This window comes from Candidatus Synechococcus calcipolaris G9 (assembly GCF_029582805.1).
Taxonomy (GTDB): Bacteria; Cyanobacteriota; Cyanobacteriia; order Thermosynechococcales; family Thermosynechococcaceae; genus Synechococcus_F; species Synechococcus_F calcipolaris.
Window position 1 is genome coordinate 87,750 of the sequence record NZ_JAKKUT010000001.1, and the last position, 14,845, is coordinate 102,594.

Consider the following 14,845-nt stretch of genomic DNA (forward strand, 5'->3'; position numbering starts at 1 on the left):
TTCTTAGGGAAAATTACGAGGGATGAGTATCTTCGTATTCAGAAATTTCTTCAAACAGTAAATCCAGGCCAATCAGCACTTTTTCGCGATCGGAGAGATCACCAATGATGCGCCGCACGGGTGGGGGCAAAATCTTGGAGAGGGTGGGGGTTGCCAAAATTTTATCTTCCTCGGCAAGTTGGGGATTTTTGAGGACATCAATGACTTTTAGGGCATAGACACCTTTGAATTCTTTCTCCAGGATATTATTTAGGGTTTTCAGGGCACGCACTGAGTTAGGCGTGTTCCCCGCCACATAGAGTTTGAGAACGTAGGTTTTGCGTAACGGGGGCATAGGGTCAGGCCTCGCGGGGAATCGAACGACGATACATTTCGCAGAGGTGGGCAATAATATCGATCAAGGTCAAGCGGTAGTCTAGCAGAATATCTTCATTTCGGCCTTCTAATTTGAGTTGTTTGGCAAAATTATCCATCAGTTCAACGTGGAGTTCGAGAACCTGGGAGACGGAAATATCTGCAAAAAAAGCTTTGCCGACAAATTCATCAATGCGTTGGTTGACATCTGTCTCCGCACTGAAATACTCGAGGATGATGGCGCGGTACATGGATTTTAATTCATCCAAGAGGGTTTGTTTATCCCCCGTAGACATTCGGCGAAAAAAGAAGTCCGTATCCCGTTTGTAGTAAACCCCAAGGTAGCCCAGTCGCTCCTTTAATTTTTCGGAGAGGCGATGTTGATGATCGGCAGTGTGGGTTTCTGCGGGAATGAGGGGTTTAATTCGGGGGGGCAGGGGGCAGGAGCGGCAGAGTTTAATAAAGGCAACGATCGCCGCCTCTAGGTGGGGCATGAGGGGCTGGATCTGGTTAACCTTCAGAACAGTCTCTGCGACGTGGTAGAAGGGGCCATGGGGTAGGGGATCGCCGTTGTCGGGGAAAAGAACGAGGGCTGGGATCAGGGTGGCACTGTAATGGAGATCCCTAATGACCTGCTCTGTGGTGGGGGTCCATTCCAGAATCAGGCAATCAATGGTATGACGTTTTTCCAGCAGATATGTGGTAAAATCCTGGCGATCGCTAAAACAAAGAAACTGATCCGTATCGGTGGGTTTCCCTTGTTTTAGTTCATTTTCAAGATTTTCAGAATAGATTAACCCACAAATAGACAAGGCCGTTAAATTCACTGGATACGGCTCACAGCATAAAAATTCTTATAAGAGATCCTATCATCTTTCGTGAAAGTTCAGGACGATAGCCTGATTCCTAACCTACACTAATGGTAGTGGAGAATTGATAGAGAAATGATAGCTGAGATCATTGGGGAATTGTTAGCTTGACTATGGATGGGATCCGATTGGGAGCCTTTTTGAGAGTGGCCCCCACCTGTACAGGGAGTACATCTCTACAATCTCTCCTATCTGCTTGGCAATTGACCGCTGCAACAGATGTGGTTGTGGTGATTGTAAATGGCGATCGCCACCCGGTGGGAGTGGTACAGGGGTGGCATTTAGCCGTGAGCCTTTCCACTGAGCCGGCCCTAGGGGATATGGGCGTTGAGGATATGATGGGCCCCTGGCGATCGCCCCTGATCTGTCTGAGTATGGATTGCACCATTGATCAATTCCAGGAATGGCTCCTGCGCTTAGGGCAGCCGATGCCCCCCCACATTGCCTTGGTCAATCCTCAGCAAGAATATGTTGGACTGCTGGACTATGGGGCCGTGATCCATCACCTGATGACGGCAGCTCCGATGAAAACACCCACCTTAGAGCTATCCCTATCAGAGCTACTTGAGCATTTACCCCTACCCCTTTGTCTACAAAATCAGCGGGGGGACATCCTGTGGCAAAATTCAGTCTGGCAAGATAATTTAGGCGATGTCGCCTGGCTGGACAGATCTACCCAACCTGGGGAATTGTACTACTCCTGCCAAGATATTTTTGGCCATTTCCATACTAGGGCAGACACCCGAGAAACTAGTCGGCAAACCTCAGTCTGGCGGGTGTGTGGTTTGCCCGTGAGTGCAATGATTCTAGACCCCCTAGCTCCTTTACTGGATTCCCTAGAATTAGAAACCACTGCATCAGAGCTATCGGAGCTAACACATCTGGGGCGATCGCCCATTTCCACCCGTACTGACACCCCAATCTACTGGTTTCTCTATGGCCAAGCAGTTCCCTGGGGTGAAAAAGACATTGATGAGCCATGCCCAGAAGAGGGCCTCCCCAGCCAAATTAAGGAGCTCCAGCAACGCCGTCTCCAGCAGAAGAATTTTCTCCTTGGCCTCGGCCATGAGTTAAAAAATCCCCTCACCTCGCTTTTGGGCCTCACCCAGATGCTATGGCGGGAAAAACCCAGCAATCAAGAAACCTATCTGCAACTGATTGAGCAGAGTAGTTGGCAGTTGAATCGCCTCATCCATGACTGGCTAGATCTAACTCGGGCCGAAGCGGGGGAATTGGAGTTAGTGTGGGAGTCCATTGCCGTGGGGGAACTGTGGCATCGGGCCTTTGACTTGGCGGAGCAACTGTACCAGCGGGAATCCTCTGCCCAATCTTGGTTCCATCGCTGGCAAATCGAACCCCATCCCTCCATTACGGACGTATTTGCGGATAGCCTCCGCCTCCGGCAAGTCCTGGCCCATGTGATTGGTTGGATGTTTCGCTCTGGGGCCTCTCTACAAGCTGCTGGGGGCCGGATTGAATCGTGGCAGGACTGGATTGCCATTCATCTTTGGGAACAGGGCCAGGGCATCCCCCATCAACAGCAACCCTTTTTGTTTCAACAATGTCAACTTGATCGTTCAGAGGTGAGTGTGGGCCTGGTCTTAGCTCGACAATTAGCCCGACTCCATGGGGGCGAACTCTCCTTTATCTCCCGCCCAGGCCAGGGGAGTGAATGGACGGTGTTATTGCCCGCAGTGAGTGACTTAAGCGGTCTGGGTACCTGTTCCTTAGTCCTAATTCTGGGAACCCAGGCGGATTGGCTCTCGTCCATGAGTCATCAACTGAAGGATCAGGGCTACGGCAGCCTGATTGCCCGGCATCCCCTAGAAGCCCTAGAAAAGCTGCGGCAGATGAATCCCCTAGCAATTTTGGTACAGCCATCGGTATTTTTACCCTTGTCCGAGTTGGCGGATCTACTGAGCCATGACCTAACCACCCATCCCAAACCTTTCTTAATCTTTTCGCCGGAACCCCTCTCTTTGCCACTGCCCGGGCTAAGTCGTTGGTTTGAACCGGAGACCTCGGCGGCGGAGATCGCCCAATATCTAAGGCAATTGCAACCGGATGGGAATATTGGCACCCCTGCTAAAGCGATTCCTAGGGATGAGAGCGACAATAACCCGATTCCGCGTACCCTAACCGTACTGCGCCTAGGTTTGATGCAGGATTTACCCTTACAGTTTTGTCGGGTTCTTGAGGCAGAAGACATTGAGCAGGCCCAACTCCTGGCCCAAATTTGGCGGCCGGACGTCATTCTTTGGGATATGCCGACGGCGATCGCCGAAGTGGAACGATTAGCCCAATATGAAAGCTTACTGGCCTTACCCCTAGTGACCTTGGATACGTCCGTGAGTCGGGCCGCCTCCCATGTTTCTGGACTTAAGGTATTTCCCTGTTTAGAACTGTCCCTCTTGCCCCAAGTGTTAACCCTAGCGGGACGATTGACTTAAATATCTAATACCCGAATATCTAATACCTGCACCTCCCTATTGCTGACACTGGGCACAGATTTGCTCAAAGACGTGGGCCGGATCAGGGGCTTGGGTAATGGGGCGGCCAATGACTAAGAAATTAGCTCCCGCGTCTAGGGCGGCCTTAGGGGTCAGCGATCGCCGTTGATCCCCTTGTTCACTGCCAAGGGGCCGGATTCCGGGGCAAATTCTGACAAAATCATCGCCACAGACCTGCTGAATTTGGGCCGCTTCCTGGGGAGAACAGACGACCCCCGCCAAACCACACCCTTGGGCTAACAGAGCCAAATGTAAAATATACTCCGGTAACTCTAGGGGAACTTTCAGATCAAAGGCTAAGTCCCGGGCTGAAAAACTGGTGAGGAGGGTGACACCAATGAGTTGGGGAATGGGTTTCACTCTAGGGGTAGACAGGCTATTTAAGGCGTCCTGGGCCGCCAGTAATCCGGCCCGACCCACACTGGTATGAATGGTGATCATCTCCACGCCATAGGTGGCAATGACCCGACAGGCGGCGGCAACGGTATTGGGAATATCATTGAGTTTTAGATCTAAGAAAATGCGTTTATTCTGGTGATTTAGATATTCTAATATCTCCGTTCCGGCTCCATAAAATAACTCCAGACCAACTTTCCAAAAGGTGACTTGGGGGAGACGCTCCACTAGGGCGATCGCCTCGGCAAGTTGGGGAACGTCTAGGGCAACAATAATCTGGTTAGCAGGATTGATGGAAACCATTAAATTAATTAAATTAACGTGATCAAGGGAAACCTTAGCGATTAATGGGGCGGCTAACTCGATGGAGAAGCCACAGGGCGACAATAATGCCCGTGAGTTGGGCGGCGATCGTATTCACCTTGGACTGCACCACAAAAATTTCCAGCGGTTCAATCAACACATTCGTGGCATACACCGCTGCCCCCTGGGGAATCGACAGCACTTTTAGCAAGAGCATACCCACATTCCACTCCGCCGCCGTTACCGTGAAAATCATCCCGGCCACATTTACAATTAATCCAGCCTTGAGGCTTTTAATCACCTCTTCTTTGCTGGGGCGTTTTTTACTATCCTGGGCAATGCGTCGCCCCAATTGGGGATAGCGATAGCAACAATAGATACTTACGGCGAGAAAGATTAAACCGATACAGGCTAATACCAAACCAAAGCTGGAGCGATTTTCTGTTTGATTTAGATTAAAGCTGCGACTAAAAATAACAATAATAATAATTAGAAGTGAGACAAAACCCAAAACAACTTGCGTCCAGAAACCAATCCAACCAAAGCGACGCAAATCTTGACCCAACCGCTGAAGCTGGGGGGGCGGGGTTGTTTTAGCGGGTAAATTCTCCATAGAATCCTATAATCCCATAACTCCTAATCTCATCTTCCTGCCTAATCTCATCCTTCTGAAAGTACAGTCAGCTTTACTGGTGTCCCGATCTGCCCCGGTATTCATTCTAATATTTTTCCATTTTTTAAGGGGAATCTGGCATACCTGCTCGGGGGCGATCGCAACAGGCCGGAGTCCTTGAGTACAATGGTAGGGTTAAACCAGCGATGGGGCTGTGGGAACGTGAACTATGCTGAATCCCAACCTAGATGACATTCAACTGACAAAAGACGATTATGAGCGTTATTCGCGACACTTGATTTTACCGGAGGTCGGTGTTGAGGGGCAAAAACGACTCAAGGCTGCAAGTGTTCTCTGTATTGGCACGGGCGGTTTAGGATCTCCCCTCTTGCTGTACTTGGCGGCGGCAGGGATTGGCCGTTTGGGCATTGTAGACTTCGATGTAGTGGACAGCTCTAACCTACAACGCCAAGTCATTCACAGTAGCTCTTGGGTCAACAAGCCTAAAATTGAATCCGCCAAGACCCGGATTTTAGAGCTTAACCCCTACTGTCAGGTGGATCTCTACGAAACCCGCTTGAGTTCCGCCAATGCCCTAGACATTATGGAAAGCTACGACATTGTGGTGGATGGCACCGATAACTTTCCCACCCGTTACCTCGTCAACGATGCCTGTGTTTTGCTAAATAAACCCAACGTCTATGGCTCTATTTTCCGGTTTGAGGGGCAGGCCACAGTCTTTAACTACCAGGACGGCCCAAACTACCGCGATCTCTATCCAGAGCCGCCGCCCCCCGGCCTCGTTCCCTCCTGTGCCGAAGGGGGAGTGCTGGGTATCCTGCCAGGGATTATCGGCGTGATTCAAGCCACAGAAACCCTGAAAATTATCCTCGGCCAGGGAACAACCCTGAGTGGCCGTTTGTTGCTCTTTAATGCCCTGGATATGAGTTTCCGGGAACTCAAGCTGCGCCCCAATCCTGAGCGACCCATTATCGAGAAATTAGTAGACTACGAAGAATTTTGCGGTATTCATCAAGCCAAGGCAGAGGAGGCCAAGCAAATGGCGGAGATTCCAGAAATGACGGTGCGGGAACTGAAAACCCTACTGGATAGCCCCGCCAAGGACTACGTTCTCCTGGATGTCCGCAACCCCAATGAATACGAGATTGCCCAGATCCCCGGTTCCGTCCTAGTTCCCCTGCCGGATATTGAAAATGGTGATGGCATTGAAAAAGTGCGTAGCCTCACCAACGGTCATCGCTTGATTGTCCATTGCAAGCTAGGGGGGCGATCGGCCAAGGCCCTAGGTCTGCTCAAGCAGGCGGGGATTGAAGGTACCAATGTCAAGGGCGGCATCCAGGCCTGGAGTCAAGAAGTGGATTCTTCTGTGCCCACGTATTAAGAAACACATTAAGGAGATGTTGCGATACGTGAACTTTCTTGAAGAAGTGATGGCTAAAACGGCCGCGATCGCCCTTGCTTCCTTAGAATAACCACTTAGGCCTTTACCTTTAACAGAGGCCCTGCAGTGCTAGGGAAAACGAAACATGGCAGAAGAACTGATTAAGCCTTTTAATGGTGATCCCTTCGAGGGACATTTGTCCACACCGATTTCTGATTCATCCCTTGTGAATGAATTCATTGGCAACCTTCCCGCTTACCGCAAAGGACTTTCCCCGATTTTACGGGGGTTGGAAATTGGTATGGCCCACGGTTATTTCTTGATTGGCCCCTGGGTAAAACTTGGCCCCCTGCGGGACTCTGATGTTGCCAATTTGGGCGGATTAATCTCGGGAATTACACTAATTTTGTTGGCTACCGCCTGTTTGGCTGCCTACGGCTTAGTATCGTTCCAATCCCCCAGTGACAACACGGATGCCCTTAAATCCGGCGAGGGCTGGAGTCAATTTACCGCTGGCTTTTTTGTCGGTGCAATGGGTAGTGCCTTTGTTGCCTTTTTCTTGCTGGAGAACTTTGCTGTTGTAGACGGCATTATGACTGGGTTCTTTAACTAGGGCAAGGTGATACCTGTTTAATTTATTCCAAGAAGGAGAATACTGGCAATGTTAGCAATGTTAGGATCCTATTCCGCTTCATTTCTGCCCTGGATTTTTATTCCCGTGGTATGTTGGTTAATGCCTGTGGTTGTGATGGGCTTACTGTTTCTCTACATCGAAGGAGATGCAGAGGCCTAGTTGGGTCTGAGTCCCTTGGCTAGATCTTGCGGACAAAGCTTCACATGTAATCATTGGGTTAACATCCCTTAGCTTTAAGAAATACTTCCCTCATTCTCAGTTTAATGGGGGATTTTTTATGGGGCACACTAAGCTCAGAGATGTCCCTAGCCAGGTACGATCGGCTCCTATCCTAGGGGCAATGAATCTATGACATCAAATCTATGACATCAAACGAGGCAAACCCAACAACCGGCCAAGTCATTGTGATCACGGGCCCCAGTGGGGTTGGCAAGGGCACTCTCCTGCGGCAACTCTGTAGCCAGGATGAAAATCTATGTCTTTCTGTCTCGGCCACAACCCGCGCTCCCCGGCCCGGAGAAATTGACGGGCAGCATTATTACTTTGTCACCCTTGAAAAGTTTCGCACCATGATTGCCCAAGGGGAACTTTTAGAATGGGCAGAGTTTGCCCAACATTATTACGGTACGCCCCGCGCCCCCCTAGAGATGCTGATCCACCAAGGCAAAGATGTCATCCTTGAAATTGAATTAGAGGGGGCTCGCCAAGTCCGAACAACGTACCCTGATGCGCGGCAAATCTTTATACTCCCCCCCTCCATGGCGGAACTGGAGCGGCGGATCCGAGATCGGGGGCAAGATAGTGAGGCGGCGATCGCCCGTCGCCTGGCCCGGGCCCAAACAGAAATTGCAGCGGCGGCGGAATTTGATTATCAACTGGTGAATGATGATCTTCACCAAAGTTTACAGGAGTTAGAGTCGATTATTGCTCAATGCAGACATCCTTAAATCAAAATCATAAAAATGATAGTGGCCTGTTTCCTGAGAACGTTTTAGATAAGGGGCATATGGGGGGCATACCTCCACCCCCTCCTAACTAAGTAACGATAGTTATTGCAGATGAAGATGTGATTAGGACACTTCCAAATGGGAGTCCCTTGGTTCACAGGCTTCTCAGAGGCAAAATGTCCTAACACTCTACTCACTTGCAATATATCCCTCTTTTATCACTTCAGGATATCCAAACGTATTTGCGCTGTTTTAGCCCACGAAAAATCAAGCTTTGACCCCAGTTTAAAAGAAGAGGGATATCATTCCTGTTGAGCAGATGAAAACAACTTGTGCAACCAACACGAAATCTTCTGGCAGTCCGCTTCAACAGGGTTGTTAGCTTACGGCAACAATCCGGCTATTTGAACTAGAGATAATTGGCAATTGCCATCCTTTTAGAAGCTTGAATAGCCCAGCGAATAAAATAACAAAAATTTAATTCATTTGAAATGATAACATCCAACATTCCGAGAGTTATAGGTACAATGTATACCCCTTCACTTCTATGAAAGATACTCCCTTTTTGCGTATTGAAATCACCGATTTCCTCAATAGCGGTCTCCTTAAAGGATGGACCAATAAAAAAACTTAACGCCCTCCCCTTGCAGGCTCTCCAGCATGTTTTCTCAATTTCTGGCCTTGCTACTTTGCTAGTCTGGTAATTCTTACATTCCCCTATCAAACATGAAGGGCAATCTCCAATAAGACCCCAAACTTCATAAATGGTCTCATCAACAGTGATTAGATTAATATCTATCTGTCCTAAAGCTGTATCTCTATTTGTGACAGATAAAGAACTAATAAGTGACATTCTATTGAATAGACTCTTTAGTAAATCCTCCAAAAGATCGCCTTGCTCTTTAGTGTTTTTGAAGCTTCCAGCTTTTATTCTTGTTAATATCTCCTTCTCACTCTTATAGCCATCATCACAAATAAAAGTATTGTTGCAAGTTAAAACGTCCCTTTTACGGTTATCATTTTGAATAGACTTATTAATAAAATCTTGAATATCTAATAAAAATTTGTTACAATTCATAACTATCTCGTACTCTTGATTTCGAGAGGCTGAATATAAATTGCAACTTCGAGTTGACTATTAGGATATGTGAATTCACATGATTCACAGTAAGTCGTTGTATTACCTGGATCAACCCGATGAAATTCAGAGCAGAAATACCTTTTAATAACTTCAATCTCCCCAGATGCTTGTAAATCTAAAAATGTTTTGTAAAGCTCGCCTTCTATTACATGGCAATAATCGGCTATATCAGAAATACCTATCAAACCACCTTGATAGCGTTCTTCAATGTACTCACGAACACAATTAGCCGCTCTGGGTTCCATCTTGGATATTGTCAGAAAGTTTAATTAAATACACAATGTATGTTACCACCTCTTCAGGTACATATTCCCTGAAAAATAATCCTCCAGTTTTTGTAATTGAAAATGAATATTTTTTCTGTTCATAGCTAAATGATATGTTACCTTTAACTGGATTTTTAACCAACTCTTTCAGAATCGCCTTAGCTTCAGGATTAGTCTCTTCATCTAAATCCCTCAAATCTTCAAGAGTAGCTTCAAACATTGATGCCTTAATTCCAGGAAAAGGAGAGGCAATACGTTTATAGGCACCATCAAGTGCCCTCTTTAACGAATCGATTTTAACTATTTGTCTAATGGGTTTGACTAAGCTTTTTTTAGCATCCTCAGCCTCACCAATAAAATAGCTCCTTGCCGCTGAGAAGGGATTGTCATTATCCAAAATTGCAGTTGATACAAAATCTCGCACAACCTGATAAGGACCTCGAATTTCTAATATGTCTAGGTCTTTTCTAATTATGATTTCAAATTCTGTGGTTGGATGAAAAGATACAACCTCTAGTCCATTTAGTTCTTCTTTCTTTTCTTGTCTAGAGCCAACTAAAAATATTGCTTGGCTAGGGAAAGAGACTTGTTTAATTTTAGTCTGAGATTCTTTTCCTTTACTTCTTGGTTGATTAACCTCTAAATACTTTTGATTAAGTTCAACAATGGCATGCAGATAAAAGGTATAGTTTTGCCCCATGAAACGATTGTTTTCCCATGATCTGACCCAATCAACTATGCTGCTAGGATCTGCTAAAGATATTAAATAGTCTGCCTCGCGGGCTGTTAAAACAGCATCTCTAAGAAAGTTCTTAAATTTTCCTACAAATTCAAAGTTTTTATTCTTTATCTGATACTCAAAAATGACTCTACTTACAATCTCATCCCGACTTTTGATCTTACTGAAGTCTAAATCTTGCTCCCAAAACTTTACCAATATTTCTTTTGGTAATCGGCTTAATCTTCTAGCCAGCAAATGCTCCTTAAACTCAAGCTTAGATTGATTTTTGAGAGAGGATTTTGAACTTGACGTGCTCATTTAATGCTCTAAACTAAAAGGGTAGATTTTTTAGTGGATTCAGTATTACCAATCTAGCTTGGTAGCTTAGGCATCAGTGTAACTCACCATTGACTTAATGAGCCATATGTATATGGTTCAGAACAAAGCTATTTCTGCAATGCCCCATCATAAGAGCAGCCAGCTAACTATGTTGTCACCTGAAGGTTGAGGAATAAACCGGCAGCGTGAAATGAAAACAACTCCCCTTGCCCAGGGTGGAATCGACCCAAATTTGACCATAATGGGCTTGGATAATTTGCCGACAAAGGGACAAACCAATGCCGTAGCCTTCAATGGCGCGATCGCGATCGAGGCGAACCGTATCCCGGAAAATTTGTTCCTGTTGCTCAGCAGGAATCCCTGGCCCCGTATCACACACGGTAATTTGCAGTTTTTGGGTCATGCGGTGCAGCAAACTCAGATGAATCGAGCCTTTCTCTGGGGTATATTTTGAGGCATTGTCCAAAAGATTGATCAGAACTTGGCGGATGCGATCGCCATCCCCATAGACAAAGGGAGCATCTAGGGGAATATCACTGGTCAATTGCTGTTGTTTTTGGGCAAACCCATCCCGAAGTTGCTCCAGGGTCTCTTGACACAGTTGCTTCATATCTAACTGGCGAGGGCAAATATTTAGGCTAGCACTGGGGCCCCGCGCCGCTAGGAGTAAGTCCGTAATCATGTCTCCCATGGTTTGACTTTGATTGCGGGCATGGGTTAACAATCGCAAAATCATCCCCGGGTCTAGGCGAACACCGGACTCCGCCGACCAATTTGTTTCCAGGGTTTCTAGGGCAATTCCTAGGGCCGTCAGAGGATTACGCAATTCATGGGCAAGCAGGGCAATGATGCGATCTTTGAATAGGAGTTGGGCCTCCAGAACCTCCACTTGGCGGCGTAGCTTGAAAGACTCATCCTGGACACGGACAAGTTCCATGGTGCAGTCCGACTGCGACGCGGCGGTTTTTTGCACATCCGCCTGGAGAATTTCCGCCACTTCCCGTTGCCAGCGGGGCCACCAATAATCTACCTTGTGGATGAGTTTACGGCCGGTCAAGGTCTGTCGGGGTTCGGGGCGAATTTTAATCAAGGCTGGGGTGGCAACCAGCTTATATTCTTCCAAGAGGTAGGGCTGCTCGCCAATGGGAACAATTTTTAGATCAAAATCAAAGTTAGAGTCCAAGGTATACAGATGGGACTGAATTTCGGCGGCTTCTTCTTCATCCCCAGGACGATTGGCCACAAATAAAAGAAAGCCTAGGGGAGGTTGGGGGGTGATCTCCATATCACCAGTGGAACGGGGAAACCCCTATGTAAATGACATGACGATACAATCCCATGAAATATTTTCCTTGCTCCTCAGAAACCCATCAGGCCTCTAATAACGTTAGCCATAAAAATCGTTGATTCTAGGGATGCTCACAGAGCCGCTGATCCCCACTTGAGGAGACGGGCCCATCTCTCTACAGTTATACTGGACGGTGAATGATTAAGTAAATATTAATTTATTCTCGGCGATCGCTCTGATATTGGGAAACAATCGCCTTCAATTTTTGGTTCTGCGGTTTAAGGGTTGCTCGGTTTTCCATTTCATCCTGTTCATCCTGATGGCTATTTATTTTTATCAACTAGATAAACCCTACGGCAGTTTCTCGAATTTTTCCGCCCACGGTTTTTGGTTGCAACGGCACTATTGGCCAACGGCAGAACATTACTACCAAGCGCAGAAGTTTGTTGGTACCTCCCTGGCATCCCTAAGCCAGGTCATTCGCCAGGCCGCCACCCCCACCGATGCGGCCCGCATGGGTCGAGACCCGCGCAATCTATTGCGGCCCGATTGGGAACATATCAAACAAGAGGTGATGTGGACGGCACTACAGGCAAAGTTTTCCGCCCATCCTGATTTGCAAATTCTGTTGCTTTCCACAGGGGATGAATGGATTGTGGAAGATTCGCCAGTGGATGCCTATTGGGGCCGGGGGCCGGATGGCCAGGGAAAAAATTATTTAGGTCGGCTGCTGATGCAGTTACGGCAACATCTGCGTCAAGAGCAGGTTTGTTCCCGTTTGCCCCATGGTTGATCTCCTCGATGCCAAACATTGGCCCTTTGCCCTGGATCTATTACCGGAGGGAGCCTATTTAGTGGGGGGAATAGTGCGGGATGCCCTGCTTCAACGGCCGGCGACGACCTATCTGGATTTAGATTTTGTGGTTCCCAAGGCTGCCCTGGAAACGGCCGCGGCCATGGCTCGAACCTATGGGGCTGGATTGGTTGTCCTGGATCGCGATCGCCACATTGCTCGGGTTGTCTTTGCCGAGGCGACGGTGGATTTTGCCCAAATGGTGGGAGATGATCTGAACACGGATTTACATCAGCGGGATTTTTGTATGAATGCGATCGCCTACGATCCGCGTCAGCAGACCTTCATTGATCCCCTCGGCGGGCAACGGGATATTCATCAGAAAATCATTCGGATGGTTGCTCCCGCCAACCTCAGGGCAGATCCGGTACGGTTATTGCGGGCCTATCGTCAGGGCAGTCAATTGGGGTTTACCCTTGAACCAGAGACCCGAACCACCCTGCAAACCCTGGGACAGTATTTAGGCGAGGTTGCCCCGGAACGGATTCGCGCCGAGTTGAGCTATATCCTCAGCCAGGCCCATAGTGGAGCCTATGTCACCCTCGCCCATGAAGATGGCCTGCTGCCAGTGTGGTTGCCATCGGTAATAGATCAATCGATTCAAACCTATCAGGCCCTAGAACGGGCGATCGCCCAGAAAATCTTCCCAGCCTTAATATCTCCCTTAAATCAGCCCATCCTTACCGATCCCGCCCCCGGCGAACCCCAGCGGCGCACCCTCGCCCTATTGAGTAAACTCGCTTGCCTCGTCAACCCTGATCCAACCATTGCTGGCCAAGAACTAAGCCATTTAACCTACAGTCGCCAAGAAATTAAAGTAGTCCAACGCCTCTGGCAACTGCGCCACACTTGGATGCCACGGTTAGAAGCGGGTTCCCTAGATCGGAGTGAGCAATTTTATCTGTTTAAGCAATCCAACCACCTCTTCCCTGGACTTGTGTTCCTGTTGGTGGCCCAAGGGATGCCTCCATCCTTCCTAGGGGATTTGGTGGAGCCTTGGCTCATTCCCGATCATCCCATTGCCCACCCGCCCGTCCTATTGCAGGGCGCGGATTTACTCCGTCATTTTTCCCTGAAACCTGGGCCAGCCCTGGGCCGCCTTTTAGCCCAAGTGGAGCAGGCTCAAGCAACGGGAGAACTCTCCACCCCCCAAGAAGCCCTGGAATTTGTCCAGACCCAATTGAGCCAAGGCTAGAATAAAATTAAGTTTGCCCCAATGGAGTACCGAAAATGTCCCCAACCCAAACCGTTCCTGTCACCGTACTCACGGGCTATCTTGGGGCCGGTAAAACCACCCTCCTGAATCGCATTTTGACCCACGAGCATGGCAAGAAAGTCGCGGTCATTGTCAATGAGTTTGGCGAAGTGGGGATTGATAATCAATTGGTGATCAACACCGATGAAGAAATTTTCGAAATGAACAATGGTTGTATTTGCTGTACGGTACGGGGGGATCTAATTCGGATTATTAGTAACCTGATGCGGCGGCGACACAAGTTTGATCATTTGGTAATTGAAACCACCGGCCTGGCGGATCCGGCTCCGGTCATCCAAACCTTTTTTATGGATGAGGACGTGCGTGAGGAAACCAGCCTAGATGCGGTGGTGACGGTTGTGGATGCCAAACATATTAGCCAGCACTGGGATGCGGATGAAGCCCAAGAACAGATTGCCTTTGCGGATGTGATTCTGCTCAATAAAACTGATCTGGTGACGGCGGCGGAGTTGGATGACCTCGAAGACAAAATCCGCACCATGAATACCCTAGCCAAGGTCTACCGAACCGAAAACGCGGCGATCGCCATGGATGCAATTTTAGGGGTGGGCGGATTTGATTTAGAGCGGGCCCTAGCCGTTGATCCCGACTTTCTCGGCGAAGATGCCCACGAGCATGATAGTACGGTAGGCTCCATTGCCATTGTGGAACCGGGAAATGTGGATGGGGAGAAACTCAACGCCTGGCTGAGTGAACTCCTACGGAATCAAGGGCCGGATATTTTCCGCATGAAAGGAATTTTGAATATTGCCGGAGCCGTCACCCCCTTTGTTTTTCAGGGGGTTCATATGCTCTTTGATGGTCGTCCCTTGGATCCCACGGCAATGAGCTATGCAGGAAAACCACGACTGAATGAGCTAGTCTTTATCGGCAGAAATTTAGACGATGCCCAACTCAAAGCAGATTTTCGGAATTGCTTGGTTTGAGGCAGAT

15 protein-coding genes are annotated in these 14,845 nt (G+C 48.2%); 8 read left to right on the forward strand and 7 right to left on the reverse strand.

The window, feature by feature from the left end:
• Nucleotides 1-13: 13 nt before the first annotated feature.
• Together kaiB and L3556_RS00455 are read right to left on the reverse strand one after the other, a co-directional pair.
• The gene (gene kaiB / locus L3556_RS00450) at nucleotides 14-334 is read right to left on the reverse strand and encodes a circadian clock protein KaiB (RefSeq protein WP_277865333.1); all 321 of its coding nucleotides are present in this window, start codon (nucleotides 332-334) and stop codon (nucleotides 14-16) included.
• A gap of 4 nt (nucleotides 335-338) precedes the next feature.
• Nucleotides 339-1,181: a circadian clock protein KaiA gene (locus L3556_RS00455; protein ID WP_277865334.1), complete on the reverse strand. Its 843-nt coding sequence runs from the start codon at nucleotides 1,179-1,181 to the stop codon at nucleotides 339-341.
• 155 nt (nucleotides 1,182-1,336) lie between these two features.
• On the opposite strand from L3556_RS00455, the gene L3556_RS00460 reads away from it, so the two are divergent.
• A complete protein-coding gene (locus L3556_RS00460) occupies nucleotides 1,337-3,673 on the forward strand; it encodes a sensor histidine kinase (RefSeq protein WP_277865335.1) in 2,337 nt (778 codons plus the stop codon).
• Nucleotides 3,674-3,709: 36 nt separating this feature from the next.
• On the opposite strand, the gene pyrF is transcribed toward L3556_RS00460, so the two are convergent.
• Nucleotides 3,710-4,432, reverse strand: coding sequence for an orotidine-5'-phosphate decarboxylase (gene pyrF / locus L3556_RS00465; RefSeq protein WP_277865336.1), 723 nt, complete (start codon nucleotides 4,430-4,432; stop codon nucleotides 3,710-3,712).
• A 34-nt stretch (nucleotides 4,433-4,466) separates the two neighbouring features.
• Nucleotides 4,467-5,045 carry a DUF3611 family protein gene (locus L3556_RS00470; protein ID WP_277865337.1) on the reverse strand — a complete coding sequence of 193 codons (579 nt, stop codon included), beginning with the start codon at nucleotides 5,043-5,045 and terminating at the stop codon, nucleotides 4,467-4,469.
• A gap of 229 nt (nucleotides 5,046-5,274) precedes the next feature.
• Here L3556_RS00470 and moeB point away from each other — a divergent pair, with 229 nt between their 5' ends.
• The 4 genes from moeB (at nucleotide 5,275) to gmk (ending at nucleotide 8,028) form a co-directional block, all read left to right on the forward strand.
• Nucleotides 5,275-6,447 (forward strand): molybdopterin-synthase adenylyltransferase MoeB, encoded by a 1,173-nt coding sequence (moeB, locus tag L3556_RS00475; RefSeq protein ID WP_277865338.1) that lies wholly within the window; start codon nucleotides 5,275-5,277, stop codon nucleotides 6,445-6,447.
• 145 nt (nucleotides 6,448-6,592) lie between these two features.
• Nucleotides 6,593-7,060 carry a photosystem I reaction center protein subunit XI gene (locus tag L3556_RS00480; RefSeq protein ID WP_277865339.1) on the forward strand — a complete coding sequence of 156 codons (468 nt, stop codon included), beginning with the start codon at nucleotides 6,593-6,595 and terminating at the stop codon, nucleotides 7,058-7,060.
• Between the two features lie 57 nt (nucleotides 7,061-7,117).
• Nucleotides 7,118-7,240 carry a photosystem I reaction center subunit VIII gene (locus L3556_RS00485; RefSeq protein WP_277865768.1) on the forward strand — a complete coding sequence of 41 codons (123 nt, stop codon included), beginning with the start codon at nucleotides 7,118-7,120 and terminating at the stop codon, nucleotides 7,238-7,240.
• A 203-nt stretch (nucleotides 7,241-7,443) separates the two neighbouring features.
• The gene (gmk, locus tag L3556_RS00490) at nucleotides 7,444-8,028 is read left to right on the forward strand and encodes a guanylate kinase (protein WP_277865340.1); all 585 of its coding nucleotides are present in this window, start codon (nucleotides 7,444-7,446) and stop codon (nucleotides 8,026-8,028) included.
• Nucleotides 8,029-8,437: 409 nt separating this feature from the next.
• Here gmk and L3556_RS00495 read toward each other — a convergent pair whose 3' ends face one another.
• From L3556_RS00495 to L3556_RS00505, 3 genes are all read right to left on the reverse strand, one after another.
• Entirely contained in the window at nucleotides 8,438-9,106 is a 669-nt protein-coding gene (locus L3556_RS00495; protein ID WP_277865341.1) for a hypothetical protein, read from the reverse strand.
• A 288-nt stretch (nucleotides 9,107-9,394) separates the two neighbouring features.
• Nucleotides 9,395-10,474: a hypothetical protein gene (locus L3556_RS00500; RefSeq protein WP_277865342.1), complete on the reverse strand. Its 1,080-nt coding sequence runs from the start codon at nucleotides 10,472-10,474 to the stop codon at nucleotides 9,395-9,397.
• Between the two features lie 175 nt (nucleotides 10,475-10,649).
• Nucleotides 10,650-11,780 (reverse strand): histidine kinase, encoded by a 1,131-nt coding sequence (locus L3556_RS00505; protein WP_277865343.1) that lies wholly within the window; start codon nucleotides 11,778-11,780, stop codon nucleotides 10,650-10,652.
• A gap of 322 nt (nucleotides 11,781-12,102) precedes the next feature.
• Between L3556_RS00505 and L3556_RS00510 the strand changes: the two genes are divergently transcribed.
• The 3 genes from L3556_RS00510 to L3556_RS00520 are packed head-to-tail and all read left to right on the forward strand — an operon-like array spanning nucleotide 12,103 to nucleotide 14,838.
• Entirely contained in the window at nucleotides 12,103-12,576 is a 474-nt protein-coding gene (locus tag L3556_RS00510) for an NADAR family protein (protein ID WP_277865344.1), read from the forward strand.
• Nucleotides 12,569-13,831, forward strand: a complete 1,263-nt coding sequence (locus L3556_RS00515; protein ID WP_277865345.1) for a tRNA nucleotidyltransferase/poly(A) polymerase-related protein — start codon at nucleotides 12,569-12,571, stop codon at nucleotides 13,829-13,831. Before L3556_RS00510 ends, L3556_RS00515 begins: the two co-directional genes overlap by 8 nt.
• Before the next feature lie 35 nt (nucleotides 13,832-13,866).
• The gene (locus L3556_RS00520; protein ID WP_277865346.1) at nucleotides 13,867-14,838 is read left to right on the forward strand and encodes a CobW family GTP-binding protein; all 972 of its coding nucleotides are present in this window, start codon (nucleotides 13,867-13,869) and stop codon (nucleotides 14,836-14,838) included.
• Nucleotides 14,839-14,845 lie beyond the last annotated feature (7 nt).